Source organism: Vreelandella venusta (assembly GCF_015689495.1).
Taxonomy (GTDB): Bacteria; Pseudomonadota; Gammaproteobacteria; order Pseudomonadales; family Halomonadaceae; genus Vreelandella; species Vreelandella venusta.
Genome location: NZ_CP065135.1, coordinates 1,928,204 through 1,951,653 on the forward strand (window position 1 = coordinate 1,928,204; position 23,450 = coordinate 1,951,653).

Genomic DNA, 23,450 nt, shown 5'->3' on the forward strand with positions numbered 1-23,450 from the left:
TTTTTACTCGATAGCGTTCTTAAAAACGGTTCTTCCACTCACGTAAAGTGGTGAACGTGGCGAGATCATCATCATTGACCCCATGTGTACCTACTGCTTGACGCACACTCTCGGTGCTCACGCGCAAGTAGGGGTTGATCCTCAGCTCGCGTCCTATCGTGCTGGGTAAGGTGGGTCGGTCTAATGCCCGAGCCTTCTCACACTCCTGCAGTGCATATTTAACGTCTTCGTTATCAGGATCTGCAGCACGAGCAAATGTTAGATTCGCTTGCGTATATTCATGCGCTGCAAAGACCAGCGTATCCTCTGGGAGTTCCGCTAAGATTTGCAGAGAGGCAAACATTTGCTCTGGCGATCCTTCAAATAAGCGGCCACACCCACCACAAAACAGGGTGTCGCCGCAGAAAAGTAGCGCAGGAATTCCTGGAGTGAAGTAACTCACGTGATCTAACGTATGTCCTGGCGTGGCCATGACTTCAAAAAGGCGCCCCATAATACGTACTTCATCGCCGTGCCCTACCTGTTCATTAATGCCTTCGATAGTAGGGTTAGCGGGGCCAATCACCCGAGGTGAGAAGCGTTTAATCAACTCTGCAAGGCCACCCGTATGATCATGGTGATGATGAGTGATTAAGATCGTATCCAGCGTTAAGGACTCACGCTCAAGGAACGCGATGACAGGTGCTGCTTCACCGGGATCCACCACGCAAACGCTTTGACTGGTATCCTGTCTTAATAGCCAAATGTAATTATCGCTAAGTGCGGGAATCGGTGTCACGCTCATCATGGGCGAGATCCTTTAGTTCAAAAAATAGACGCGCAACTATACGCTTTCGAAGGCGCTTACGCTGGCGTTCAAAACGTTAAAAAGCATTTACTGTGGAGGGAAGCGCTGTTCATGTCAACTTCGTCAACGGCAACTTGGCTCGCCCAGCAGATGGCGGAAAGCCAAGCGTACTGGCAAACAGAGGCTGGCCGTTCGCTATGGGAAACGCAGCGAGCGTGTTTAGGGCCGCTGGTTGAAGGGCGCAAAGGCGGCCACAGTTTAGAGATGAGCATGGGGCCAACGTTGATGACCATGTCGGCCATTCCTCATACTATTCGCTGGTCACCGACGAGAGCAATGGCGGAGACAGCATCCACGTTAGTCTGTCCGCCAGATCACCTAGCCTTACCAGACCGTAGTATAGAAGCAGTGGTTATTCATCACTGGCTAGAGCATTTGCCAGATGCCCACCACACGTTACAAGAGGCTGCCCGGGTAACTTCCGATAGCGGTGTGTTGGTTCTATTTGGTTTTAACCCGCTAGCACTGAACGGATTAACCCAGCGCTGGCGTAAGCAGCAAGGGCGTTTTCCCTGGAGCGGACAGTGGCGAACGGCTAACCGCTTGCGCGACTGGCTGGCGTTTGTCGATTTTGATGTAGAGCGCGTAGACTACTGCTGTTTTCGGGGGCCAATGAGTGCCACCTGTGGAGGGCGATGGGAAGCGTTAGGGCGCAGGCATAATTTACCATTGGGTGAAAGTTACATGATTCAAGCGCAGCGGCGACAACGCCATGCGCCGGTAGAGCGCCTTAAATTTGGATTGCGTGCACCGATCACTCCCACGTCTCTGGGAGCGACAAGAACCGGTGCTTCTGTGCGATACCATTCAGGTCAACATCGTTTAGAAAAGGATAGTGAAAGTGAGTAAGCAAGCAACCGATGGGTTGCCTCGCGTTACGGTGTATACCGATGGGGCCTGTCGCGGAAATCCGGGCCCAGGCGGCTGGGGGGTGGTGCTGTCCAGTGGGCAGCATGAAAAGACGCTAAAGGGCTTCGAAGCAGATACCACTAACAACCGTATGGAATTAATGGCGGCCATTATGGCGTTGCGAACGCTAAATAAGCCGTGTGATGTGGCTCTCTGGACCGATTCCCAGTATGTGCGCCAGGGAATTACTCAATGGATTCATAATTGGATTAAGCGGGGCTGGAAGACCGCGGCTAAGCAACCGGTTAAAAACGCTGAGCTCTGGAAGACCCTTCACGAGGAAACTCAACGGCATCGCGTCGAGTGGCACTGGGTAAAAGGGCATAGTGGGCACCCTGGTAATGAGCGCGCCGATGCGTTGGCCAACGAAGCCATTGATGAGCATAACAGGAGATCAGCATGCGCCAAGTGATCTTGGATACGGAAACAACCGGCATTGACCCAAAAGATGGTCACCGATTAGTGGAAATTGGTGCCGTTGAAATGATTAACCGGCGGTTGACAGGGCGCTCCTATCATCAATATATCAACCCGGAGCGACATATTGATGCTGAAGTCGTAGCGGTTCACGGTATTGATGATGCCAAGGTAGCCAATGAGCCGGTATTTGCCGCAGTAGCGGATGACTTCTGGGCATTTATAGCAGGAGCCGAACTAGTGATTCATAACGCCCCCTTCGATGTGGGGTTTATTGATCATGAGTTGATGATGCTAAACCAGCGGCGGCGGTCCCCCGCATTAGGCCCTGTTAGCGAACATTGCCGCATTCTTGATACGTTGGTGATGGCTCGCCAGATGCACCCAGGCCAGCGTAATAGTCTCGATGCATTATGCAAGCGTTACGATATTGATAACGGTCATCGCGTGTTGCACGGCGCATTGCTGGATGCCGAGATCCTAGCCGACGTCTATTTGGCGATGACAGGCGGGCAAACGGCGCTGACGCTTGACTCAGAAGCATCGTCAGGTGAACAGCAAAACAATCAAGCCAATGAAGGGCTGTCGGTACAGCGTTTAGCGTTGACGCCAGGGCAGTTGAGGGTCATCCGGCCTAGTGAGGAAGAGCGCGCCGCGCATCAGGCTAAATGTCAGGCGCATCAATTACGTTGGTTTGATGGTGGTTGGTCTGAAGGTAATAGTGCCGATGCTTAGACGTGAAATTCCCCATTATGCGCGAGAAGGTCGTGTTATCTGCGTGTCGCGTAGTCATCTAGCGCCAGCACCGTTGGCGGAAGGCGGTGAGTTGACACCGTTACAGCCGACTCAACCCTGGGACGAGCGGATGCAGCCGCTATGCTATTGGCACGATGAACCAGTGGCGCTCTTAGTAGAAAGTAAGCCGGGTGAGGACTGGATAGATGGGCGGCAGTGGCTCGGTGAGTTACCTGTTTCCTGGTTCAGCCTGCTATCGACGGCACTTCAGGTCGGCGCTTGGTTAGAGAACCATCGTTTTTGCGGGCGTTGTGGCGAAAAGGCAACCAAGTTGGAAGCTGAGTTTGCAATGCACTGTCATGCCTGTGGGCACCGTAACTATCCGCGAATTTCTCCTTGTATTATCACGCTGGTTACCAGTGGGGAGGCGATGCTGTTAGCACGAAGCCCAAGATTCCCCCCGGGACGTTACTCGACACTTGCAGGCTTCATTGAACCTGGAGAGTCTGCTGAAGAAGCGGTACATCGTGAGATATACGAAGAGGTGGGCGTACATGTGGAAAACCTTCGTTACCACCAAAGCCAAGCGTGGCCATTTCCGCATTCACTAATGTTTGGGTTCTTTGCTGAAGCGACGACGCGGCGCATTCATATCGATGGTGTAGAGATTAGTGATGCCGCTTGGTTTTCGCCAAGGCAGCTACCCTCATTGCCACCACCGTACTCAATTTCACGTGAACTTATCGAAACGCATCTCGCCCGCTGGCGTTGAGTGCTCACGGGCGAGAATGGGCGTTATTGGCTGGGAAATAGGCTGGTCAGCTTAGTGGCCAGCATGACATTGCCGGTAGCTTTCAGCTTACCCGTCATGAAAGCCGTCATACCATTGACGTCTCCGCTCATAATGCCTTTTAGCGTATCTGTACTCATGCTTAGGCTCACAGAAGGATCGTCATGCTCACCTTCGTGTACGTCCAGCGTTCCGTCCTGGATAACCATGTGGTGGCTGCCTGCGTCAGAGAAATGAAATTGGAATACTTCATCCATTCCTTTGGCAGCTTCAGGGTTAAAGCGCGACTGAAGTTTATCTAATGTGTTCGATGACATTATAAATTCCCAAAAATTATTTGGTCGTTAACCAAGCAGGTGTAAGGCGTTAGGTGAGTTTCTCACGACGCTATCAATGAGGTTATTTTAAACAAGCGTTTTAATCAAGCTAGATTGTCGAGTAGGAGAGAAGGTATGAGCGAGTGGATGGTAGAGATGGGCACGTTTTTGATTCAAGCCAGCTTGCTGATGGCGATGGCAGGTATCGTGCTGGCGCTAATATTGCGTAATAAGGAGAGTGGGGAAACTAGCCTTAAGCTCAGCGTAGAGTCGCTTAATGACCAGCGACGTTCCCGTGGCCGCAGGCTGCGCGTTACCACGACAGAACAAGGTGCAAGAAAAAAACTGGTCAAAGCGTTTCGCCAAGAAGAGAAAGCAAAGCATAAGGCTGCCAAGCACGGTAAAGGAGAGGCTCAAGGCGCTCAGAAGGTATGGGTGTTGGACTTTCATGGTGATCTCAAGGCGTCACAAACTGAGCAGTTTGCTCAAGAAGTGTCGGCGATTATTGATGTTGCCGCAGCCGAGGATGAAGTTGTCGTGCGGTTAGAGTCGGCGGGTGGGCTTGTGCATGCCTATGGCTTAGCGGCGGCGCAGCTTGACCGCCTTCAAGCAGCAGGTTTAACCACAACGGTATGCATCGACAAAGTGGCTGCTAGCGGCGGCTATATGATGGCGTGTACAGCTAACCATATTAAAGCTGCGCCGTTTGCGGTGATTGGCTCTATTGGCGTTGTCGCTCAGGTGCCTAATATTCATCGCTTGTTAAAGCGCAATGATATTGATGTTGAGCTGCTGACTGCGGGCAAATATAAACGAACCTTGACCGTGTTGGGGGAAAACACCGAAGAGGGGCGTGAAAAGTTTATTGATGATTTAGAAAACACCCATCGGTTGTTTAAAGAGTATGTCTCTCAGCATCGCCCAGACATGGACATTGATGCACTAGCGACGGGCGAAATCTGGTACGGCAGTGAAGCGCTTGAAAGGAAGCTGACCGACAGTATTGGGACCAGCGAGGCGTATTTGGTAGAACGCATGGCGCAGGCTCAAGTGTACAGCGTGAAGCTTGAACCGCCGAAAACTCTTAGCCGTAAGGTAGGCTTGGCAGTGTCGGCGGGCGTTGAACAAGCCATTGTTAAAGGGCTTGGTTTAATCGATGCGGCGGGTTGGCAGCGTCGATAGTTAATCGCTACTGTTTATAGCTGCTGTTGATAGCAACTTGACAGTTAGGCGGCGTAGTGGTGCGCCAGGGTGTCAATAATCGCCTTGGCGCTTTCACTACTCAGTGAGTAGTAAATGGTTTGCGATTCACGGCGAGTGTCGACCAATTGGTCGCGGCGTAAAATTGCCAAGTGTTGGCTTAACGCTGACTGGCTTAGTTCCAACTGCTGGTTGATCTGAGTGACTGAGAGCTCTTTTTCTGCCAGCAGACAGAGTATTTGGAGACGTTTTTCGTTTGCCAATGCTTTAAGTAGATTAGTGCCCGCCTCAATGGCGTGGCAATCATGTTCCAATAAACGGGCAGCGGCGCTAGTAGAAGCAGACATGAGGATCTCCTTGCCTACACAGTTGTGACAGCGTTGTTATAGGTTATTTAGGCATCGTCGCGTCGCGAGGATCAGTTGTTAAATGATCAGTAATTTAGCGGTATTTGTCCAAACGCTGGTTTAACGGTCTATCAATGGTAGTGCTGTAGTGTTTTGTCGACAATGGTGTTGGGCGTGTAGCGCTTTAGTCGCGATTTATCCCATAGTATGAGGGTGAGATAGCGACTTACTTTATAAAGTGTCAACAATCGGCTAGTTTCATTGACACAATAAAGGCAAGTCCCACCATGAGCCTCTATCAGCAAACGTACCAGCACTCTGTTGAAAACCCCGAAGCCTTCTGGGGCGAGCAGGCCAAGCGGTTACCTTGGTTCAAATTTCCTTCCACAATTCTTAGCTATGACGATCAGCAACATGCTCGCTGGTTTGACGATGGCGAGCTGAATATTTGCCACGCGGCGATCGATTACCACGTCGAGCAGGGTAGAGGCGACCAGCCCGCTATCCTTTGGGATTCTCCCGTTACCCAATCAAAGCAAGCCATTACCTATCAAACGTTGCGTGATCGTGTCGCGAAGTTTGCCGGAGGACTTGCGCGCCTTGGTGTGACAAAGGGTGACCGAGTAGTCATTTACATGCCGATGGTGCCTGAAGCGCTCATCGCAATGTATGCATGCGCCCGATTAGGGGCAGTTCACTCGGTTGTGTTTGGAGGTTTCGCACCCCACGAACTGGCGGTGCGCATTGAAGATGCTGAGCCAAAAGTAGTGATTGCGGCTTCCTGTGGCATCGAAGTGGATAAAGTGCTTCCTTACAAGCCTATTGTTGACCAAGCCATAGCGCTCAGCAGTTTTAAACCGGATGCCTGCGTCATTTTTCAACGTGATGCACATCGTGCGGAACTCCATCAAGGCGACCATGACTGGCAAGCACTGGTAGCAGATGCGCCGTTTGCTGACTGTGTTCCAGTAAAAGCGACCGACCCGCTCTATATCCTATATACCTCTGGCACGACAGGTAAGCCCAAAGGGGTCATGCGAGACACAGGTGGTTACGCGGTAGCGTTAGCTTATTCGATGGAAGCAATTTATGCCCTGAATCCTGGCGATGTGATGTTTACCGCATCGGATGTGGGTTGGGTCGTCGGACACTCTTATATTGTGTATGCACCGCTGCTGAGAGGCTGCACCACAATCGTGTATGAGGGGAAACCCGTTAAAACGCCTGATGCAGGCGGCTTTTGGCGGTTGATTGACGAGTACAAGGTCAAAAGCTTTTTCACTGCACCGACTGCCTTCCGGGCAATCAAAAAAGAAGATCCTGATGCCAAGCTGCTAGCTAATTACGATATCAGCAGCCTGGAACACTTATATGTAGCGGGCGAGCGCTTAGACCCACCGACGTTTCATTGGCTTGATGACCTATTGGATGTACCGGTCATCGATCATTGGTGGCAAACTGAAACCGGCTGGCCTATTGCTGCAAACTTGCCTGGTATTGAAACTGCGCCCACCAAAGCGGGTTCGGCAACCTTCCCGGTGCCGGGTTTTAACGTGCAAATTTTGGATCGGGATGGTGAGCAAGCAGACACTATGCAGCAGGGCAGCGTGGTCATTAAGCAACCGCTTCCACCTGGCTGTCTTACCGGTATTTGGCGTGACCCCCAACGTTTTCATAGTGCCTATATGGCAGCCTACCCAGGTTATTACCTGACTGGCGATGGTGGCTACTTTGATGAAGAGGGGTACTTGTTCATCATGGGTAGAACCGATGACGTAATCAACGTAGCTGGGCATCGTCTTTCTACTGGTGAAATGGAAGAAATCGTCGGTGCACATCCTGCGGTGGCTGAGTGTGCCGTTATTGGTATTCACGACGAGCTAAAAGGCCAACTGCCAATCGGGCTGGTAATCACTAAGGATGGTTTCGATGGCGATGAGGCAACGCTTGAGGCAGAGCTAATTAGCCGAGTACGCGAGCACATTGGGCCGATTGCTTGCTTTAAGCAGGTGTTGGTCGTCAATCGCCTGCCCAAGACTCGCTCGGGTAAAATCTTACGCAAGTTACTGCGTAATATTGCCGACGGTAAGTCGTTCGGTATTCCCTCAACCATTGATGATCCGACTAGCTTAGAAGACGTGCATGCGGCGATGCGTGAGCGCTCTGTCGGCGCATCTGAGCAAGCCAAGTCGCTAGACGTTTAGGTTAAAACGTTGCTAATAGCGTGATCAATAGAGCCGCCCGGGCAGGTGGGCGGCTTTAATTACCTAACAGAAGGCGTATAATGCGCGCCCCAGTGGCGTTAACCGCGCTTATTATATGAGGGTTCCCTAACCCCTCGGACTTGCAAAAAAAGGCCAACCTGCATGTTTGCATTAACCGACACCCAGCACCGTCGTTGCCTTCTGGTAATGGTCGCCTTTCATATTGGTATTATTGCCGCCAGTAACTACTTGGTTCAATTGCCATTTACCCTGTTTGGTTTTCATACCACTTGGGGCGCATTCAGTTTCCCCTTTATCTTTTTGGCAACTGACTTAACGGTTCGTTTATTCGGCAAAGGGCCGGCTCGCTCAATTATACTGCGCGTCATGTTTCCGGCGTTGGTGGTCTCTTACGTTGTTTCGGTAATTTTTCCACGGGGAAGCTTTGTCGGTATCGAAGCCTTGGGGGAGTGGAATGTATTTGTTGCCCGTATCGCGTTGGCTAGTTTCCTTGCATACGTGCTAGGCCAGTTACTCGATGTTCAAGTGTTTGATCGTCTTCGTCAGTGGGCGTGGTGGGTAGCTCCCGTTTGCTCTACCGTATTGGGTAATCTAGCGGATACCTTTGCTTTCTTTGCGACTGCATTTTATAACAGCCTAGACCCTTTTATGGCCGAACATTGGATAGAAATAGCCGTGGTCGACTACGCCATTAAGCTTGGCATTAGTCTATTATTCTTCCTGCCTTTATATGGCCTGTTGTTAGCGTGGTTAACGCGTCGGCTAGTCGTGTGGACAGGGCAAGCTGATACATCCCCCCAAACCGCATAACGGTTAAGCTTAACGGCCCAGCCTAAAAACCAAGCGTAACGACTGAGGAGCCCGCATGACTGATGATGCCCGTATTGATCTTTATGTTATCGATTTGCTCGACGAATCAGGTAGCGACGATCAACTACCTATTGTGGTGATCCATGGTTTGTTGGGTAGCGCCGATAACTGGCGTTCGCACTTAAAGGTTTGGCAGCGCAGTAGGCGGGTTATTGCTGTGGATCTTCGCAACCACGGTCGTTCACCTCATGCAGAAGGTATGAGCTATAGCGCTATGAGCCAAGATGTGTTGGCGGCGCTCGATAAGCATGGAGTCGAACGCGCACATGTATTGGGTCACTCAATGGGCGGTAAGGTGGCTATGACGCTGGCGCGTATGAACCCTGAACGCTGTGCGTCACTGATGGTGGCAGATATTGCTCCGGTGGCTTATCAGCACGGTCATGACGATGTGTTTGCTGCGCTCGAACGGGTAAAAGCGGCTAAACCCACTAACCGTCGTGAGGCCGATGCCTTATTGGCTGAGCATGTTGATTCCCGTCCAACTCGGCTGTTTCTTGCCACCAATTTAGTGCGCAATGAGCAGGGTGAGATGGAAGTGCGCGTTGGGTTGGCTGAAATTCAACGTGGTTATGACGCGATTATCGGTAAACCTGATGGTGACCGCGCTTTCGAAGGGCCAACCCTAGTGCTTAAAGGCGCTGATTCGCACTACGTCGCAGATGACATGCTGCCAGCGCTACGCGAAGTACTGCCGCGGGCAAGGGTCGTAACACTTAAAAACGCCGGACATTGGCTTCATGCCGATCAACCAGCAGCATTCCAGCAAGCTGTTGATGCATTTATGGCTGCCCACTCCTAGCCTGAAGGCTAATTTCTAAGCAGAGCTAAAAAGAGCTAGAGCGGCAACACCGTGAGATTATGCCGCTCGGGCTCACGTAAAAAGCGGTTTAGGATGCGATAGGTATCCACATCAAATTTGGCAGCGACTCCCTTCAGCCTCAAGGCACGCTGTTTAGTCGCGGCGCTGCCTAAATAGCACCAGTGATCGACCACATGATGGCTAGTTGGGCCATTTTTACAGCTTTTCTCGCGAATAATAATTCGCCCGGGCCAAGGCCATGTTTTTACTTGAAAAGATGCTAGTGCCTCTTGGGCGCGCTGCGTGTGGCTTTCAAGTGGCTCCTGTCCACAGCAGGCGCCTCGACACTTGCCTAACTGATTAGCAAAACACCGTCCTGTTCCTTTATCTATTCCGAGCACTTGCGGGCAAAGCTGATGTGTTTCGGCAATATTGCGCAGCGCATCTTTCGCTTCTTTGGCACTGCGAAACAGACCAAATAGCTTTCCCGGCTGAGGCTGGCTGATGACTTTGCCGCTGACCAGTGTTGGGCAAGGTTGATTGGTTGGCCAATACCACGTTTTTAAATGCCCCTGACGACGTAACTGTCGATTCATAATCGGCATTAGCTCTTTGACCAGTTGAGCCTCTCTTAACTGGGCGCTTAAATCGCCAGCGGTTTCTTCCCACTCAATGTGCTGTATTTGCTGGGCAAGGCGCATCTCTTTATCGTCCTGGTGGTCGCGTTGGAAATGGCCCAGCACGCGGCTGCGTAAATTAATACTTTTGCCAACGTACAGTGGAAGGCGGTTGTGGCCATAAAACACATAAACCCCTGGCGAAGCAGGAAGCCCGGTTAGTTGCTCACTGGGCAAATGTGCGGGCAGACTACGGTGGCGCTGCTCATCGGCAAGAGCGGCTTGCCAGCTGTCAGCGTCATACTGCTGCTGCCAGGTTTCCCACAATTGCCAAAGCGCAGTGGCATCATCCTCTGCCCGATGCTGGCGGACTTGTGGAATGTTGAAATGCGCCAATAAGGCGCGGAGATTGTGCTTGGGCAGTTCAGGCATTAAGCGGCGGGAAATGCGCAGTGTGCAGAGGAGGTGCGGCTGATAGGTAATGTCGGCACGCTTGAACTCGTTGCGCAGAAAGCTGGCATCAAAGCGTGCATTGTGGGCGACAAGACAGTCTTCACCGAGCCAGTCGCGCAAGCTGCGCGCAATGGCCTGAAAAGAGGGCGCATCAATCAGCATATCATCATAAATGCCGGTGAGCTGGCTGATGTGAGAAGACACGCTGGTGCCGGGATTAATCAGGCTGACCCAGCGATCCGTTATGTGATCATTGACTACCTTTAATGCCGCAATTTCTGTAATGCGGTCACGCGTTGCGCGGGTGCCTGTTGTCTCAACATCAATAAATATCAGTGGCGTGTTACTCATGATGCTTGCGTTATTACCATTCTATTTCAGCGTACAGCGATCAACGTATGAGGATTGACGGCTAAGCGGGAAACCGGCAATGCTGTTTCGATAATACCGGCTTGCTCAAGATAGCGTTCAAATGATGCGTAGCGTCGGGTATCAAGAGCCGCTGGACTAATAGCGATACGGCGTAATAGATCGTCCCAGGCGGCTTCGTTAATCGCATTATCCAGAGCAGGATAGCTACTAATCAGCAATGACCATGCTGCATCCGGATTTTCAATAATCCAATTACTCGCCTCTTCCAAGGCAATAAGAACACGTGACCAGGTAGCTGCTTGTTTTGTGACTGTGTCGCTATGTGCCAGCAGGATCAAACCATCATGACGCGGCACGTCAACATCGTTGTAACGCACGGTATGGGTGACAATGCCATCTGACGCCAGCTGCTGTGGCAGCGTGTGGTAAAAGCCATCGGCGATGGCATCAACACGGCCTTCTCGCAGGGCACCGGCAGCATCAAAGTGGACGCTTTCCGGCGGAGCGAAATCATCGATTTGGCGAAATGAGGTAGGCACCAGTTGATCTGCCAGCACATCACGCCCTTCGCGAGTTGAAAAGCCATAGTGCAAGCCGGCAAGTTGATCGGTAGTTTCGCCTGTTGGAGCGTCTCCCGCCACGATGACTGCATTGAGTGGCGTCTCAATCAGCGTACCAATACGGGTAATGGTGGCGCCATCGTGAGCGTGTAAATGCAACAACGGCTGGCGCGTTAATGCCAGATCAACTTCTCCCGCCGTCAACAGTTTGATCGCGATAGATGGGTCTGCAGGGGTTAACAGCTCAAGCGCAAGCCCTTGGGCAGCAAACAGACCCCGTTGCTTCGCCACAATTAAGGCGGCGTGCTGAGGGCTGACATACCAATCTAGCATTAGACGAAGCTGCTTTAAGGGGGGCGGCTCTAGCGGTGGTGGTGGTGTAAGCGCCATGCTGGGCGCTTCTTGTGGCACGTCTTCTGCTGTGCCACTGCCTATAGAGGGCCATAGCCCAATGGGCAATGAGACCTCGCTCTCAAGCGTCAGCGGCTCACTGGTACTATCTTTTTCGCTGTCTTCATTTGCGTAAGTGGCTGAAATTGAAAATAATAAAAAAATGCTTAATGCACAGAATACAAGTGAACCGACACGCCAAAAAGCGTTCAACATAACCTTAACTCCCGATGGTATGACGCCGGAGTTTAGCTGTGAGGTGAAGGATCTGGCTAGTCCCTGTAAGCGACAAGCCTAACAAGCTCAGTAAATTGTACGGTGGCATGTAATAATAGAACGGCATTGATGGTGAGACGGAGAGACATGGACGCAATTTACACGTTCTTCTTAGTTGGCGGTTCCCTGATGGCGCTCAGCATTTTAGCGAGCCGTCTTTCTTCAATGATGGGAGTGCCGCTGCTACTGATTTTCCTAGGACTTGGCATGCTGGCAGGCGAGGATGGCCTGCTAGGGGTTGAGTTCGATGATTACACCATGGCGTTTACGATTGGCCATCTAGCGCTGGCAATGATCCTGCTGGATGGTGGTCTTCGCACGCGATTAAAAACGTTCCGTGTTGGCTTTAAGCCAGCGCTCTCGTTAGCCACCTTTGGCGTCTTTATCACCAGCGCTATTGTTGGTGTTATTTCTATGTGGGTGTTTGATCTTTCCCTAGTACAAGGGTTACTTGTTGGGGCAATTGTTGGCTCCACCGATGCTGCAGCCGTGTTCTCGATGCTAAGCGGCCGTGGGGTTAACCTCAACGAGCGGGTAGGGGCCACGCTGGAAATTGAATCGGGTACCAACGACCCGATGGCCATTTTCCTCACGCTGATGCTGGTCGAACTGCTGGTTGGCGATATTGGTGGCATTGGCGAAACATTACTGTTCTTCATTTCCCAGTTTGGTATTGGCTTAATTGTGGGCATTGGTGGTGGCTGGCTAAGCGCTAAGCTACTGCGTTGGTTAGATCTAGCCCCGGGTCTTTATGCCATGCTAGCGCTGGCGCTTGGGTTTAGTGTGTTTGGGTTAACCAGTGTACTCGGCGGCAGCGGCTTCCTGGCCATTTATTTAGCAGGGTTGATGATTGGTAATCAGCCTGGGCGGCACCTTAACTTTATTCTTCCGGTACACGATGGGTTGGCTTGGTTGAGCCAGATTGGTTTGTTCCTGGTGCTAGGCTTACTCGTTACGCCAAGCCAGCTCTGGGACGTGGCATTGCCAGCAGGACTGGTTGCGCTAGCACTGATTTTTGTTGCACGGCCCCTGGCGGTGTTGATCACCATTAAGCCATTTTTCAAATTCCGCTGGCGAGAAACCTTCTTTATTGCCTGGGTTGGCCTGCGGGGCGCAGTACCTATCGTGCTGGCCATCTTCCCGTTAATCGGCGGGGTGGAAAACGCCTCGCTGTACTTTAATGTGGCATTTGCGGTGGTACTGATGTCGCTGCTTATTCAGGGCGGTTCGCTAACACTTATGGCGCGATGGCTGAAAGTAGAAGTGCCAGTAGGTACCACGCCGAACCGCCGAGGGCCGCTAGGCATAATGCCGGATAATGATTTTGAGATGTTTGTTTACGTAGTCGAAAACGAAGACTTAGAAGATGTTCCTATCCGGCTACTGCGTTTCCCTTCGGGGGCATTGATTTCGGCGCTATTTCGCAACCACGTGATGCTTCACCCTAAAGGGAGTACGCGGTTAAAGCTTGATGATGTTATTTGTGTCATTGGGCGCACTGAAGACCTCGCCGCGCTCAATCGCCTCTTCAACGGCGATGCAAAGCTCAAACAAGAGCGGGCTTTCTTTGGTACCTTTACCTTGGATGGCGAAGCGCAAATGCAGGATATTGCCCAAGCCTACGGTTTAACCTTAAGCCCCGGCGAGCAGGACATGACACTTGCGGAGTTTATCTCGCTACGCGTCGGCGGCCACCCCGTAGTAGGCGACGATGTCGACTGGCATGGCATTCACTGGGTGGTTAGTGAAATGGAAGGCGGGAACATTACCCGTGTTGGCTTAAGGCTCTACTAATTAATCGGAAAGGCGTTGACTTCCAAGGGAAAGCTGTTATTATACGCACCCATAAGCCGGAGGGATGGCAGAGCGGTTGAATGCACCGGTCTTGAAAACCGGCATAGGTTAATAGCCTATCCAGGGTTCGAATCCCTGTCCCTCCGCCACCTCGATTCTAAAGCCCCGTTTTTACGGGGCTTTTTTCGTTTCTAGGCTCTGCGTTTCCTTCCTAGCATGCCCTCTATTAAATTCACCGGTCTTTCAGTGTGTCCAGATTGTGTCTGGAAATCCTGAGCCACTTCGGCTGGGGTGCTTCCATTCGAGCGCTGGCCCAACTGGTTAACCGCATCGCGTGCGCGGTGGGGTGCCAAGTGGGCATACTTCTCGGTCATCTTCACGGTGGAGTGTCCGAGCACTTCTTTTACGTCCATAAGCGGCACGCCTTCGCTGATCATCCAGCTTGCGCATGTGTGCCTGAGATCGTGGATTCGGAAGTTCGTGATGCGAGCAGTGGTGCACGCACTTTTGAACCCTTGCCGGATGCATCCCAGGCGTTCACCGTTAGCCTTGGCAAATACCCATTCACTGTATGGGCAGTTTTGCGACACCCATACCCAGCGCCTTTTTAATGCTGCCAGCGCTGCATCGTTCAGCGGTACCGAGCGACGCTTGGCGCTTTTCGTGTCTTCACCTTCCAGATGTAGTAAGGCATTATGGAAGTCGACGCGACTCCAGCTCATTTTCAACAGTTCGTTCATCCTGGCGCCTGTGTTCAGAGCCAATAGAATGAAGTCTGCCAGCCGCTCACCGCTTCGCTGCGTTTTGGCTGCTGTTACTAACCGATCTGCCTCATTGTGAGTAATCCACCTCACGCGTCCCTCTGGTTCCTTGAGCTTCCTGCCGCGAACAGGATTGCTCATGGGCCACTCTAATTGCTCAATCGCGTGGTTGATCATCGCGCTGAGAATCGATAGTTCTCGGTTGATGGTCGCTGGCTTCACGCCATCGGCTTGCCGAGCAGAGATAAACTCCCGCACGTCCTTTCCGGCCATTTCTTCCATGACGACGTCTGGCCCAAAGTGGTCATAGAGTCGGCCGACTCGCCGCTGTATATCCCCAAAGGTTCGCTTTTCCTTGCTGGCCACCAGAAACTCTGTCGCAACTTCGGCGAATGAATGCTGGGGCGCTGTACCCCAAGCGTTTTGTTGATAGAGCTCCGATCGCCACTTGGCTTCAAGCGCTTTTGCTTCCCGATAGTCTACCGTCCCAGTAGAGCGTCTAATCGGCGTACCGCCTCCCGGCGGGGTGATTTTGGTCCACCAATACGGTGAACCCTTACGTTTGTGGGGCATGGTGTTTCTCCTTTCACCACGCCGGGCGCTAGTTCAGTTTGCTGCCCAGCGCAGTCGGCGTCCAGTTTTTGCCGCAGCCGCTCTGCGTGAATCATCCGGCGCTTACCCAGCATCACTACGGGCAGAGTGCCGTCATCCATCCAGCGGTACACGGTGGCTACCGACACGCTGAGCGCTTTGGATGCCTCTTTTGGTGTGTAGGTAAGCACCGACATATCAATCTCCTGTATACCGCTGGCCACCGGAACCAAAGCCTTTGCCGTTACGCCATTCTTGTTCCTGCCGCGCCGTGCTGTCGTCTATCGCTTGCTGGCGCTGCTGCTCGATTAGCGCTTTTACGCCTGGGTTGTTCGCAACCTGCCCCAGTTGGTTTAGTTCGGCTTGCTGGCGCTTGATAATGCCGGTTGCTATTGCGGCTAGATCCCATACTCCGCCAGCTGCCTTGCCGCTTTCCATGACCTTTCCTAAACCAAAGCAATGCCCGCAAGGGTTGGCTTTGTTGCCTTTGATATGGTCGGTACCGGTACCCATACACACGGTGCAGTCATCGGGGGCAATTAAGCGCCAGTTCTGCCGCCAGTCCGTTTCGGTCGTAATGCTGCTAATGTCTTTATCGAGATCGTGATAAAACACCAGCAGTTGTCCCTCCAGGGCGCCGCCGCCCAATTGCTCGCCAGTTTGCGTGAAGCGCCCACCGCTAGTGCGGTGGGTGTGGGTAGGCTGGGTCATAGCTCCATACCCTCCTGAATCAAAACTCGTGGCTCTGGCCATTTCACTATGTCGAAGCCAATTTGCTGGTAGCTCACTGAACATCTCCAGCCATTTTGCGTGTGTCACCAATGTGCTTAAACGGTTTTGCTAATGGCGAACATTTCGCTAGCTCGATGTAGCGGTTGCGCTCTTCCAGCTCCAGGCGTTCTCGGACGGAGTCACTAACACTGCCGCGCTTCTGATTCGCTACAAGCTGCATTCCACGCTTGCCTGCCAAGTAGCGGCTATACACGGTTCCTTTCGGTAGCTGGTAACGTTGGGCTAGCCTCACCAGCTGTATTTGCTCACCGGTGTTGGGGTCTGTGGTCATGATGGGTTCATGCATTGCGGTCGCCCTCGCTATTACGCTTGGCTTCGCCGCCCAGCCACTCCATTAGACGTTCAACGTTCTGGCGCAGGCTGCCTGCCATGAGAACGAAGTCGGTTTCCAGGCGGGCTAGGGCGTTGTCGCCATCGTCGGTGGCGTCGGCTTCTTCGATCAGTGCATCACCGAAGCGGATGGATTTAAGCGCGAGATCGTCGTGCAGAACAAACGAGAGCTGGCTTTCGATGCTGAGTGCGAGCTTGCTAGCTTGGCGGCCGCTTTCGAGGAGCTGCTGCATCTCGTCGCTGTCGAGATCCACCTGACGTGCACGCACCACGCCGTCATCGCCTTTGGCTTTTAGCTCGAAGTTGTCGCCTAGCTGCAGGTCAGCGGGTCGGCTAGCTGTATCGCCAAGCCACTCAGTCATCGCGCGGATGGGGAGCGTTTGAGACGTGAGCGGTGTTACCTTCAAGCTACCAAGTGTTTCGCGCAGTATGTCGAGCACGTCTTCAGCGCGTGAGCGGCTGCTAGTATTTACGCCGATCAGCTGGCGCTCTACATCCCACCACAGGTCTATTTTCTGGCTGCGCACGAAAGCGCGGGGCAATAGCTCCTCCGTGACCTGCTCTTTCAGTGCGGCTTTCTCTTTGCGCGTTACCTTGCGTGCCTCGGTGGCTTCAATCTCTGCCACCTTGTCGGCTACTTCTTCGGCAATCACAGAGGAGGGCAGCAAACGCTCTTGGCGTAGTGCGCTGATCAGTCGGTGACTATCGCCCTGCAGGGTGTGCAGCAGTTGCCCGCCACCCATGCGACCCGCTGGCGCTGTCCATCCGATCCGGCGCGCGTCGGCATTGCCTAGCGGCTTGGCAGCATGCTCGGTTAATAGCTCTGCCGTTTGTTCGGGGCTTAACAGCTGGTGGCCGTGTAAGCGGTAGAGGTGTAGGTTTTTGAACCACATGTTATTCGTCTCCCGGCCAGTTGACGTTCTGGGCGCCTGTCGCTGCCTTGTACTCTTCTTCGGAGATACCGAGCGCGGCGAAGAGGTGGAAAATGCTGGGCATCGTGTCGGTATCTTCGTCATAGAAATCATCGGCAACGTCTGACCAGTACGGGTCTTCGCGATCAGTTATGGATTCCAGCAGGGCGATGGCTTGCTGGCGGCTGAGTTGGCCGGGCCACTTAGGTGTTGTGTCGCTCATTGATTAGTGTCTCCCTGCTGGGGCTTGTCGCCGTTAGCTGGCGTTGGCTGTTTGAAAATTCGGTCGAAGGCGGCTTGATCGATCACGTGACGTATTCTTTCCAGTAAGTGGTGTTTACGGTCTTCTTGCCTCGCTGAACCTGGATGGTTTCAGGTCGCCTAATGTGAAGGTTTCGGTACCGTCCGGCTCGCTTGGCTAAATCGATGAACTGTTTTGCGAATTGCGGCGCATCAAAGGCGGCGCTCAGCGGAACCTCTTACCCGCCACCCATGAGCTGTTCGAAACGCTCTTGCACTCGATTCTCGTAATCCTCGATTGACTCTCTGTTTTTGGGCGGCAGGGAACGTGCTAGCTGGCGGGCTTTGCTCTCGGTCATGCCGTATACGCGGAAGGTGGTCATCGTCATCACCTCAAAACTGAACAATTTGAACGGGTGGCTGTGCGTGGTTGGGGTAGCTGTAAACGATGTGTTCGCGACTTTTCACCGCTGGCGCGGCTGGGCGCATGCCTGGGCACTGTTCCGCTACATCGATTGAGTCGTCCCAGTCGTAATGGCCAGTACGGTTTTCAAGCGGCACGCCCCGTGCTTTTTCGGCTTCGAAAACAGCCACGCCCTCGCAATAAACAAGAACGTCACGCTCGGCATCTTCGGCTTCGCCCTCGGCTAGCATTCCCATAGCTGCTACAAGAGCTAGCAGGGCAACTGCCCATTTAGTGTTTGTGCGTTGGTTGCTCATTGGGCACCACCTTGGGTTTCCAGTGTGTCGAGGGCCTTGTCGAGCATCGCGGCGTAGTGGTCGAGCGCGGCCGGTTCGATAGGGATGCTTTTGGTGCGTGCGGCTTCGGCGTCTTCACGCATGGCGCGCGCGGTGCCTTTGATGCGCAGCAGCGCTTGTTTGATCTGGAAGTTCATGCGTACACGCTCCCTACGTCACGGCGTGTTAGCGTGCGGCTGGCGCTAACTTGCTGGCGGCTACGTGTTGGCGAGCGGTGGCGCATCGTGTCGGCGTCTGGGTTGATGCCGCTGATAATGAGTGCGACCAGTAGCGGGGTAATCCAGCCACGGCGCAAAGCTTCGGCAACCGCGCCAGCGGCTTTATAAACGCCTAGCTTGTGATAGCCCTTTTTGAGACTGCTGCGAACGGTTTCAGGGGAGCGCCCGGTAGTGCGCGCTATCTCTTTGCAGGTGTTGCCCGCGGCCAACAACATGAGATCTACCGCCTCAGTGCGGGTAAGCCCTAAGCTCCCGCGTTGTGGGTTGATACGTGCCTGCCAATTGCCTTGTTTGATGTGCATGAATTAGCCCTCACCTATATATTCATAGGTGCAATATAGGTAAACACATATTAAGGGTCAATAGGAAAACCCATATTTAATTTTTAACGTCTAATTCAGATGGCACTACCGCTGGTAAAGCCATTTTTTAAAGTAAAAAGGGCACAGGCTGTCAGCTTGAATAGATGAATTCTAGATTGGTCAGAAGCACTGTCAGCACAGGTCTACTTGCATGTTAATTTTTTCTACCCTACAGTAGGGGTGAGAAAATTAACATGAGGTGCGATCATGCAGTTTCATAAACCCAGGGTTTTTAAAGATGAACCAAGCATAAATCAACGATTGAATCAGCTTGAATTGAGTAGAGAGAAGCTCCTAGAGGTACGCACGCAGGCAATGTCAGCCGCAGCCGATGCAACGCCTTTTCACCCTGCAAACGCTGCTGGCCTGTTCGCCTACCTACAAGGGGTTGCTGCTCTTCGCCGTTTATTCGTAGGTGATGAATGGAGAATTGAGCGTCTAGATAACATGGAGTTTATCCGCAATGACTCACTAAAGATTAGAGTCGGTTTTTCAAACATTAAAATTGCTAGTGAAGATGATTCAAGCCCTAAAGCCCGCTCTCCAAGAGGTGCAGCGGCTGAACGAGCTTGCTCCCACACCTTTGATATGTTTGATCATTTACTGCCGGATGCATCACCGACAAATGACGATATTACGACTTATTTTTTCATGATGGATAGCAGAGGCGCTGCTGAGCTGTCATGCCCTACAGTTGAGTTTGGTAACTATTACGAATGTTATGAGCGTATCTATATTTCAGATGGCTCGGATTTTGATATTGATCCGCTGCTTAACGAAGACGGCGATACTGATAACACCTTTGACCCGGTCGTCGCACGGAGGTAAATGCTCAGGAGAGCAAAATGTTTAACCACAATCGTCTGATTTTGGCTCGGAAACGCAGAAGGCTATCTGCTAAAGCTTTAGCTGAGTTAGCTGGGGTAACTCCCGTGACCGTGTCGAGGATTGAAAAATCAGTCAACCCTCCTGATGAGTCTACAGTTGGAAAGCTCGCAAAGGCTCTAGGTTATCCTTTGGATTTCTTTTATCAGGATGAGCTTGAGCCTATACAAACTGAAGCTGTTAGCTTTAGAAGCTTGACTAAGATGACTGCAAAAGAGAGAGATGCAGCTCTTACGGCAGGCACCCTGGGGCTTCAACTTATTGACTGGGTCGAAGAAAGGTTTAGCTTGCCTGACGCTAATCTACTTGATCTAAGCTATGAAACCTCTCCTGAAGTGGCTGCAATGTCACTGCGACAGCATTGGGGGTTAGGGCTCAAACCAATTTCAAATATTGTACATTTACTAGAATCTCAGGGGGTTAGATTTTTATCGTTGTCCGAATCTACAGCATCCGTAGATGCGTTTTCATTTTGGAGGAACTCAACGCCTTATATTTTCTTGAATAACTTCAAGACAGCAGAGCATAGTATTTTTGATGCTGCTCACGAATTAGGTCACCTTGTACTTCATAAGCACGGTGGCACTGGCGGCTCTCGTGAGGCTGAGAGAGAGGCCAATGCGTTTGCCTCTTCTTTCTTGATGCCTAGAGATGATGTGGTTTCTAGGATGCCAGGATTTATCAGTACTGATGTAGTAATTAAAGCTAAAAGCCGCTGGCGTGTGTCTGCTATGGCAATGGCGTACAGACTGCATTCAGTTAGTATCCTAAGCGACTGGCAGTATAAAAGCATTTGTATTGAGCTTGGTAGAAGAGGGTACCGATCAGGAGAGCCTATTGGGATTGAGCGTGAAAAATCAGCGATATGGCTCAAGGTTTTGTCTCAATTATGGTCTGAGAAAATAACAAAAGCCGAAATAGCTGACCAACTTTCATGGCCTTTAGATGAGATTGAAGGTTTGATTGTAGGTTTGACTGGCCACAGTGCTGGACCTCAGAAGAAAGAAAAACGCAATGCAAAGCTGGAAGTAGTTTAAAGCCCGTAACACAAAAAACCGCCGAAAGGCGGTTTTTTGTGTTACGGGCTTTAAAGTTTTGTTTTAGCCTCAACTGCTACACCAAGTATTCGACAGTTCCCGTTGATAGGTATCAATGGATAAGCGGGGTTAAGCGGTTTTAAGTATTTCTGTCCGCTTTCTACGATGTATTTCTTGAATGTAGCTTCGTTGCTTTCATCCAGCTGAGCTACCACCAGCTTGCCTGGGGTGGCTTCAATGCCGGTATCTACTAGCACTAGCGTCCCTTCGGTAATACTAGGCCTTACGCCCGCTGGCGCGGTCATTGAATCCCCGGAAACTTCCAGCCAAAAGGCCGGGCCTTTGGCGTCATAGTCTGTGCTCTCGTGTTGTTCTTCCATGCCTGAAGGATAAGGCACCACGCATTCAGCGAACTTGCCTGCTTGAACGCTAGAGATCACAGGGTAGCGATAGTAGCGCATTGGTGTAGGCGCCATAGACACGTTGCTGTCGGACACAGAACTTACGGCGCTAGGAACCATTTCGCCTTTACCAGTAGCAAGCCACAGGGCGCTCACGCCTAGTTCATGTGCCATCTGGGTGGAAAAGGACGTTGATTTAGACTTGCCGCGCTCTAAATCCGAGATACTGGTTTGCTGCACGCCAATTTTTTTGGCGAGCTCTGCTTGATTGAGGCCAGCTAACTTCCTGGCTTTTTTAAGGCGGTCTTTGAATTCCATAAGTGGTTTATATAGGCGAACCCATACACTTGCAAACGGGTATGCCTGTATCTATTATATGGGAATGCCTATTATGGAGCGCCCAAAGATGAGCCAAACCTCTACCTTCCAAAGCTTGGTGGGTTTCTTCGGCACGCAGATTAAAGCTGCTGAGCTACTTAATGTGGATCAAGCAACAGTTTCAGGATGGGTTCGAGGCAAGCATGGCATGTCTCCGGCTGTTGCTCTACGTGCTGAAAAATTGACTGGTGGCAAATTTACAGCTGCTCAACTTTGCCCGTCTGTATTTGTTCAGCCTCTTACTGAAAAGGTGGCGTCTCAATGATTCCAGTGTATGCAATCGCGCATAACAGCACAGCCCTCGCCGCTGGTCTGTTTGTGTGTACAGGTATTTGTGAGGTGAGGGTATGAGCAACCAGAGCCAGTTCAGCACGGCAGAGCTTCGGCGCCGCCTTGACTCACTCAAGCAGGGGCTTGGGCACATCGGGCCACCGCTCGAGGAAATGGAACAGTGGGAAGTTGAAAAAGCCTTGGGCGGGTTGATCGAAGGTATCCAGGAGAAATATCACAAGGCGGCTGGCCTGGAATGGAGCGCCAAGGCGCTTAGAGAAGAGGCTGATCAAATGGCCGAAACGCTGGCGCTCTATCGCCAGCGCTTGGGGTTACCGCTTACGCAAGTTCCCAAAAAAGGGGCTAAGCGAGGCGAGCCTCAATATCAAACCACTCAGGAAGATAAGGCGTCCTCATCCGTATCACCTCACGCGCGTCGGGAGGGATAGCCACATGCTCAAACTCTCCGGCCAACAAGATCAGCAAATCGTCGACGTTCATTCCTTGGGTTTCGCTTGGATGCCAATGGTGGACCTCAGCGGCACGCGCTTGGAACAACTCAACACCTTCAAGGGCCAGCCCCAAGCTGCGATAGCGGCGGCTCAAGTGGTGCTCAAGAAATATGATCATGAATTGCTTAAGCACTTCGCGCGTAACCTCCAGTTGATCGTCGACCAAACATTCATTTGGGTCGATATGGCGTCTCTTAAATTCTTCACGCTCATGGGCATCCCAAAGGGCATCGTATTCGTTTTCAGCCACGTCGTTTTCCTTCTATTAGTGAATGGTGTTGCAACTATCACTCTAGCGGGATGCGGTGTGGCTTTCTATTTAGGGGGTACGGTATGAGCAAGTTGCTAACGGATAAGACGCTGGCGCAGCCTATGCCTGCCACGCATTTCTTTCCAGATTCGAAATCGGGCTTTCCAAGCGCTGCCCACCTACTTGATAGCCGTGTGTGGTTTGAGGAAGGCAAAGGGCTGGCGCTAGAGCTTCGCTTTGCCTGCCGCCCACAAACGGTGGAGTACCTGTGTTTTTGCATGGGAAGTGGGTATCTGCTGTTCAAGCAGATTGACGTGATCAAGGGACGATCAGTGTTTTCAGCCATTCAATGGAGCGCGGAGCCGCCTCTAGACCTAGGCGAATCAGTTGGCTGGCTAGACGCTGGTGGCCCTCTTTCGAAAGCGCCTGAAGTTGCTGGCGCAGGAGGTTCTTCTCTTGCCTAGTTGCATCCGTCATTTCGATCTGAGCAGCGACCAGCGCTTGAATCGTTTCGGCTTCAATTCGAACGGTCACAACGCCCAGCTCTGCGGTCAGTCCACCGTCTTCGCTGAGGTAGTCAAAGCCCGCGCTGGTGATAGTGACATCGTGAAAGCTGTCGAGCACACCCATTCTCACACGCCCGGTGGCTTCCACCAGACCATGCTCTTTCAGATAGCTGACCGTCGCAGTGACTATGTCTTTGCCCAGTTCTCGGTTCCAGCTATCAACTTCAAATGGATTGGGGAAGCTGCTAGCTGCGGCCTCAAGTATTTCGTTTTTAAGCTTTTGATCCGGTTTAGCCACGTCGTTTTCCTCCTGTTAGTAGGTGGTG

The 23,450-nt window shown here is 52.0% G+C and carries 31 protein-coding genes and 1 tRNA gene; 15 read left to right on the top strand and 17 right to left on the bottom strand.

Annotation, left to right across the window (positions count from 1 at the left end; all coding sequences use genetic code 11):
- Nucleotides 1-19 precede the first annotated feature (19 nt).
- Complete coding sequence (gene gloB, locus IR195_RS09100; RefSeq protein ID WP_172420787.1) at nt 20-787, bottom strand: hydroxyacylglutathione hydrolase; 768 nt, start codon at nt 785-787, stop codon at nt 20-22.
- A 111-nt stretch (nt 788-898) separates the two neighbouring features.
- On the opposite strand from gloB, the gene IR195_RS09105 reads away from it, so the two are divergent.
- Genes IR195_RS09105 through nudC form a run of 4 tightly spaced genes read left to right on the top strand, consistent with a single transcriptional unit; the run spans nt 899 to nt 3,680 of the window.
- A complete protein-coding gene (locus tag IR195_RS09105) occupies nt 899-1,696 on the top strand; it encodes a class I SAM-dependent methyltransferase (RefSeq protein ID WP_206049520.1) in 798 nt (265 codons plus the stop codon).
- Entirely contained in the window at nt 1,689-2,168 is a 480-nt protein-coding gene (gene rnhA / locus IR195_RS09110; RefSeq protein WP_125747666.1) for a ribonuclease HI, read from the top strand. Before IR195_RS09105 ends, rnhA begins: the two co-directional genes overlap by 8 nt.
- Complete coding sequence (gene dnaQ / locus IR195_RS09115; protein WP_172420789.1) at nt 2,156-2,908, top strand: DNA polymerase III subunit epsilon; 753 nt, start codon at nt 2,156-2,158, stop codon at nt 2,906-2,908. The genes rnhA and dnaQ overlap by 13 nt, the downstream gene beginning before the upstream one ends.
- Nucleotides 2,901-3,680: an NAD(+) diphosphatase gene (nudC, locus tag IR195_RS09120; RefSeq protein WP_125747670.1), complete on the top strand. Its 780-nt coding sequence runs from the start codon at nt 2,901-2,903 to the stop codon at nt 3,678-3,680. Before dnaQ ends, nudC begins: the two co-directional genes overlap by 8 nt.
- A gap of 23 nt (nt 3,681-3,703) precedes the next feature.
- Here nudC and IR195_RS09125 read toward each other — a convergent pair whose 3' ends face one another.
- Complete coding sequence (locus IR195_RS09125) at nt 3,704-4,015, bottom strand: SCP2 sterol-binding domain-containing protein (protein ID WP_125747673.1); 312 nt, start codon at nt 4,013-4,015, stop codon at nt 3,704-3,706.
- A 135-nt stretch (nt 4,016-4,150) separates the two neighbouring features.
- On the opposite strand from IR195_RS09125, the gene sohB reads away from it, so the two are divergent.
- Complete coding sequence (sohB, locus tag IR195_RS09130) at nt 4,151-5,197, top strand: protease SohB (protein ID WP_146945379.1); 1,047 nt, start codon at nt 4,151-4,153, stop codon at nt 5,195-5,197.
- Between the two features lie 44 nt (nt 5,198-5,241).
- On the opposite strand, the gene IR195_RS09135 is transcribed toward sohB, so the two are convergent.
- Nucleotides 5,242-5,562 carry an ArsR/SmtB family transcription factor gene (locus IR195_RS09135; RefSeq protein ID WP_083004010.1) on the bottom strand — a complete coding sequence of 107 codons (321 nt, stop codon included), beginning with the start codon at nt 5,560-5,562 and terminating at the stop codon, nt 5,242-5,244.
- Nucleotides 5,563-5,849: 287 nt separating this feature from the next.
- On the opposite strand from IR195_RS09135, the gene IR195_RS09140 reads away from it, so the two are divergent.
- From IR195_RS09140 to IR195_RS09150, 3 genes are all read left to right on the top strand, one after another.
- The gene (locus tag IR195_RS09140; protein ID WP_206049521.1) at nt 5,850-7,766 is read left to right on the top strand and encodes a propionyl-CoA synthetase; all 1,917 of its coding nucleotides are present in this window, start codon (nt 5,850-5,852) and stop codon (nt 7,764-7,766) included.
- 162 nt (nt 7,767-7,928) lie between these two features.
- Nucleotides 7,929-8,597, top strand: coding sequence for a 7-cyano-7-deazaguanine/7-aminomethyl-7-deazaguanine transporter (locus tag IR195_RS09145; protein ID WP_206049522.1), 669 nt, complete (start codon nt 7,929-7,931; stop codon nt 8,595-8,597).
- Between the two features lie 55 nt (nt 8,598-8,652).
- Nucleotides 8,653-9,459, top strand: coding sequence for an alpha/beta fold hydrolase (locus IR195_RS09150; protein WP_206049523.1), 807 nt, complete (start codon nt 8,653-8,655; stop codon nt 9,457-9,459).
- Nucleotides 9,460-9,494: 35 nt separating this feature from the next.
- Here IR195_RS09150 and IR195_RS09155 read toward each other — a convergent pair whose 3' ends face one another.
- Together IR195_RS09155 and IR195_RS09160 are read right to left on the bottom strand one after the other, a co-directional pair.
- Nucleotides 9,495-10,880 (bottom strand): 3'-5' exonuclease family protein, encoded by a 1,386-nt coding sequence (locus IR195_RS09155; protein WP_206049524.1) that lies wholly within the window; start codon nt 10,878-10,880, stop codon nt 9,495-9,497.
- A 26-nt stretch (nt 10,881-10,906) separates the two neighbouring features.
- On the bottom strand, nt 10,907-12,067 hold the full coding sequence (locus IR195_RS09160) for an ABC transporter substrate-binding protein (RefSeq protein WP_206049525.1): 1,161 nt from the start codon (nt 12,065-12,067) through the stop codon (nt 10,907-10,909).
- A 147-nt stretch (nt 12,068-12,214) separates the two neighbouring features.
- On the opposite strand from IR195_RS09160, the gene IR195_RS09165 reads away from it, so the two are divergent.
- Entirely contained in the window at nt 12,215-13,921 is a 1,707-nt protein-coding gene (locus tag IR195_RS09165) for a potassium/proton antiporter (RefSeq protein WP_125747687.1), read from the top strand.
- A 58-nt stretch (nt 13,922-13,979) separates the two neighbouring features.
- Nucleotides 13,980-14,070: transfer RNA gene (locus IR195_RS09170), tRNA-Ser, on the top strand.
- 42 nt (nt 14,071-14,112) lie between these two features.
- Here IR195_RS09170 and IR195_RS09175 read toward each other — a convergent pair.
- From IR195_RS09175 to IR195_RS09220, 10 genes are all read right to left on the bottom strand, one after another.
- Nucleotides 14,113-15,255, bottom strand: a complete 1,143-nt coding sequence (locus IR195_RS09175; protein WP_206049526.1) for a tyrosine-type recombinase/integrase — start codon at nt 15,253-15,255, stop codon at nt 14,113-14,115.
- A complete protein-coding gene (locus IR195_RS09180) occupies nt 15,162-15,470 on the bottom strand; it encodes a helix-turn-helix domain-containing protein (RefSeq protein WP_206049527.1) in 309 nt (102 codons plus the stop codon). The genes IR195_RS09175 and IR195_RS09180 overlap by 94 nt, the downstream gene beginning before the upstream one ends.
- 1 nt (nt 15,471) lies before the next feature.
- Nucleotides 15,472-15,984, bottom strand: a complete 513-nt coding sequence (locus IR195_RS09185; protein ID WP_206049528.1) for a hypothetical protein — start codon at nt 15,982-15,984, stop codon at nt 15,472-15,474.
- Between the two features lie 73 nt (nt 15,985-16,057).
- Complete coding sequence (locus IR195_RS09190) at nt 16,058-16,351, bottom strand: hypothetical protein (RefSeq protein WP_206049529.1); 294 nt, start codon at nt 16,349-16,351, stop codon at nt 16,058-16,060.
- A complete protein-coding gene (locus IR195_RS09195; protein ID WP_206049530.1) occupies nt 16,344-17,288 on the bottom strand; it encodes a recombination-associated protein RdgC in 945 nt (314 codons plus the stop codon). The genes IR195_RS09190 and IR195_RS09195 overlap by 8 nt, the downstream gene beginning before the upstream one ends.
- A gap of 1 nt (nt 17,289) precedes the next feature.
- Complete coding sequence (locus tag IR195_RS09200) at nt 17,290-17,529, bottom strand: hypothetical protein (RefSeq protein WP_206049531.1); 240 nt, start codon at nt 17,527-17,529, stop codon at nt 17,290-17,292.
- A 256-nt stretch (nt 17,530-17,785) separates the two neighbouring features.
- Nucleotides 17,786-17,929 (bottom strand): hypothetical protein, encoded by a 144-nt coding sequence (locus tag IR195_RS09205; protein ID WP_206049532.1) that lies wholly within the window; start codon nt 17,927-17,929, stop codon nt 17,786-17,788.
- A gap of 10 nt (nt 17,930-17,939) precedes the next feature.
- Nucleotides 17,940-18,266, bottom strand: coding sequence for a hypothetical protein (locus tag IR195_RS09210; protein ID WP_206049533.1), 327 nt, complete (start codon nt 18,264-18,266; stop codon nt 17,940-17,942).
- Nucleotides 18,263-18,442, bottom strand: a complete 180-nt coding sequence (locus IR195_RS09215) for a hypothetical protein (RefSeq protein WP_206049534.1) — start codon at nt 18,440-18,442, stop codon at nt 18,263-18,265. Before IR195_RS09215 ends, IR195_RS09210 begins: the two co-directional genes overlap by 4 nt.
- Nucleotides 18,439-18,825 (bottom strand): response regulator transcription factor, encoded by a 387-nt coding sequence (locus IR195_RS09220; RefSeq protein ID WP_206049535.1) that lies wholly within the window; start codon nt 18,823-18,825, stop codon nt 18,439-18,441. The genes IR195_RS09215 and IR195_RS09220 overlap by 4 nt, the downstream gene beginning before the upstream one ends.
- Nucleotides 18,826-19,092: 267 nt before the next feature.
- On the opposite strand from IR195_RS09220, the gene IR195_RS09225 reads away from it, so the two are divergent.
- Complete coding sequence (locus IR195_RS09225) at nt 19,093-19,713, top strand: hypothetical protein (protein WP_206049536.1); 621 nt, start codon at nt 19,093-19,095, stop codon at nt 19,711-19,713.
- A 17-nt stretch (nt 19,714-19,730) separates the two neighbouring features.
- Nucleotides 19,731-20,807: a helix-turn-helix domain-containing protein gene (locus IR195_RS09230; RefSeq protein ID WP_206049537.1), complete on the top strand. Its 1,077-nt coding sequence runs from the start codon at nt 19,731-19,733 to the stop codon at nt 20,805-20,807.
- Between the two features lie 50 nt (nt 20,808-20,857).
- On the opposite strand, the gene IR195_RS09235 is transcribed toward IR195_RS09230, so the two are convergent.
- On the bottom strand, nt 20,858-21,526 hold the full coding sequence (locus tag IR195_RS09235) for a LexA family protein (protein ID WP_206049538.1): 669 nt from the start codon (nt 21,524-21,526) through the stop codon (nt 20,858-20,860).
- Between the two features lie 88 nt (nt 21,527-21,614).
- Here IR195_RS09235 and IR195_RS09240 point away from each other — a divergent pair, with 88 nt between their 5' ends.
- The 3 genes from IR195_RS09240 to IR195_RS09250 all read left to right on the top strand — a co-directional run bounded on the left by IR195_RS09240 (nt 21,615) and on the right by IR195_RS09250 (nt 22,705).
- Entirely contained in the window at nt 21,615-21,851 is a 237-nt protein-coding gene (locus IR195_RS09240) for a transcriptional regulator (RefSeq protein ID WP_206049539.1), read from the top strand.
- A gap of 82 nt (nt 21,852-21,933) precedes the next feature.
- Complete coding sequence (locus IR195_RS09245) at nt 21,934-22,305, top strand: hypothetical protein (protein ID WP_206049540.1); 372 nt, start codon at nt 21,934-21,936, stop codon at nt 22,303-22,305.
- 4 nt (nt 22,306-22,309) lie between these two features.
- Nucleotides 22,310-22,705, top strand: coding sequence for a hypothetical protein (locus tag IR195_RS09250; protein WP_206049541.1), 396 nt, complete (start codon nt 22,310-22,312; stop codon nt 22,703-22,705).
- 231 nt (nt 22,706-22,936) lie between these two features.
- Here IR195_RS09250 and IR195_RS09255 read toward each other — a convergent pair whose 3' ends face one another.
- Nucleotides 22,937-23,422 carry a hypothetical protein gene (locus IR195_RS09255; RefSeq protein WP_206049542.1) on the bottom strand — a complete coding sequence of 162 codons (486 nt, stop codon included), beginning with the start codon at nt 23,420-23,422 and terminating at the stop codon, nt 22,937-22,939.
- Nucleotides 23,423-23,450 lie beyond the last annotated feature (28 nt).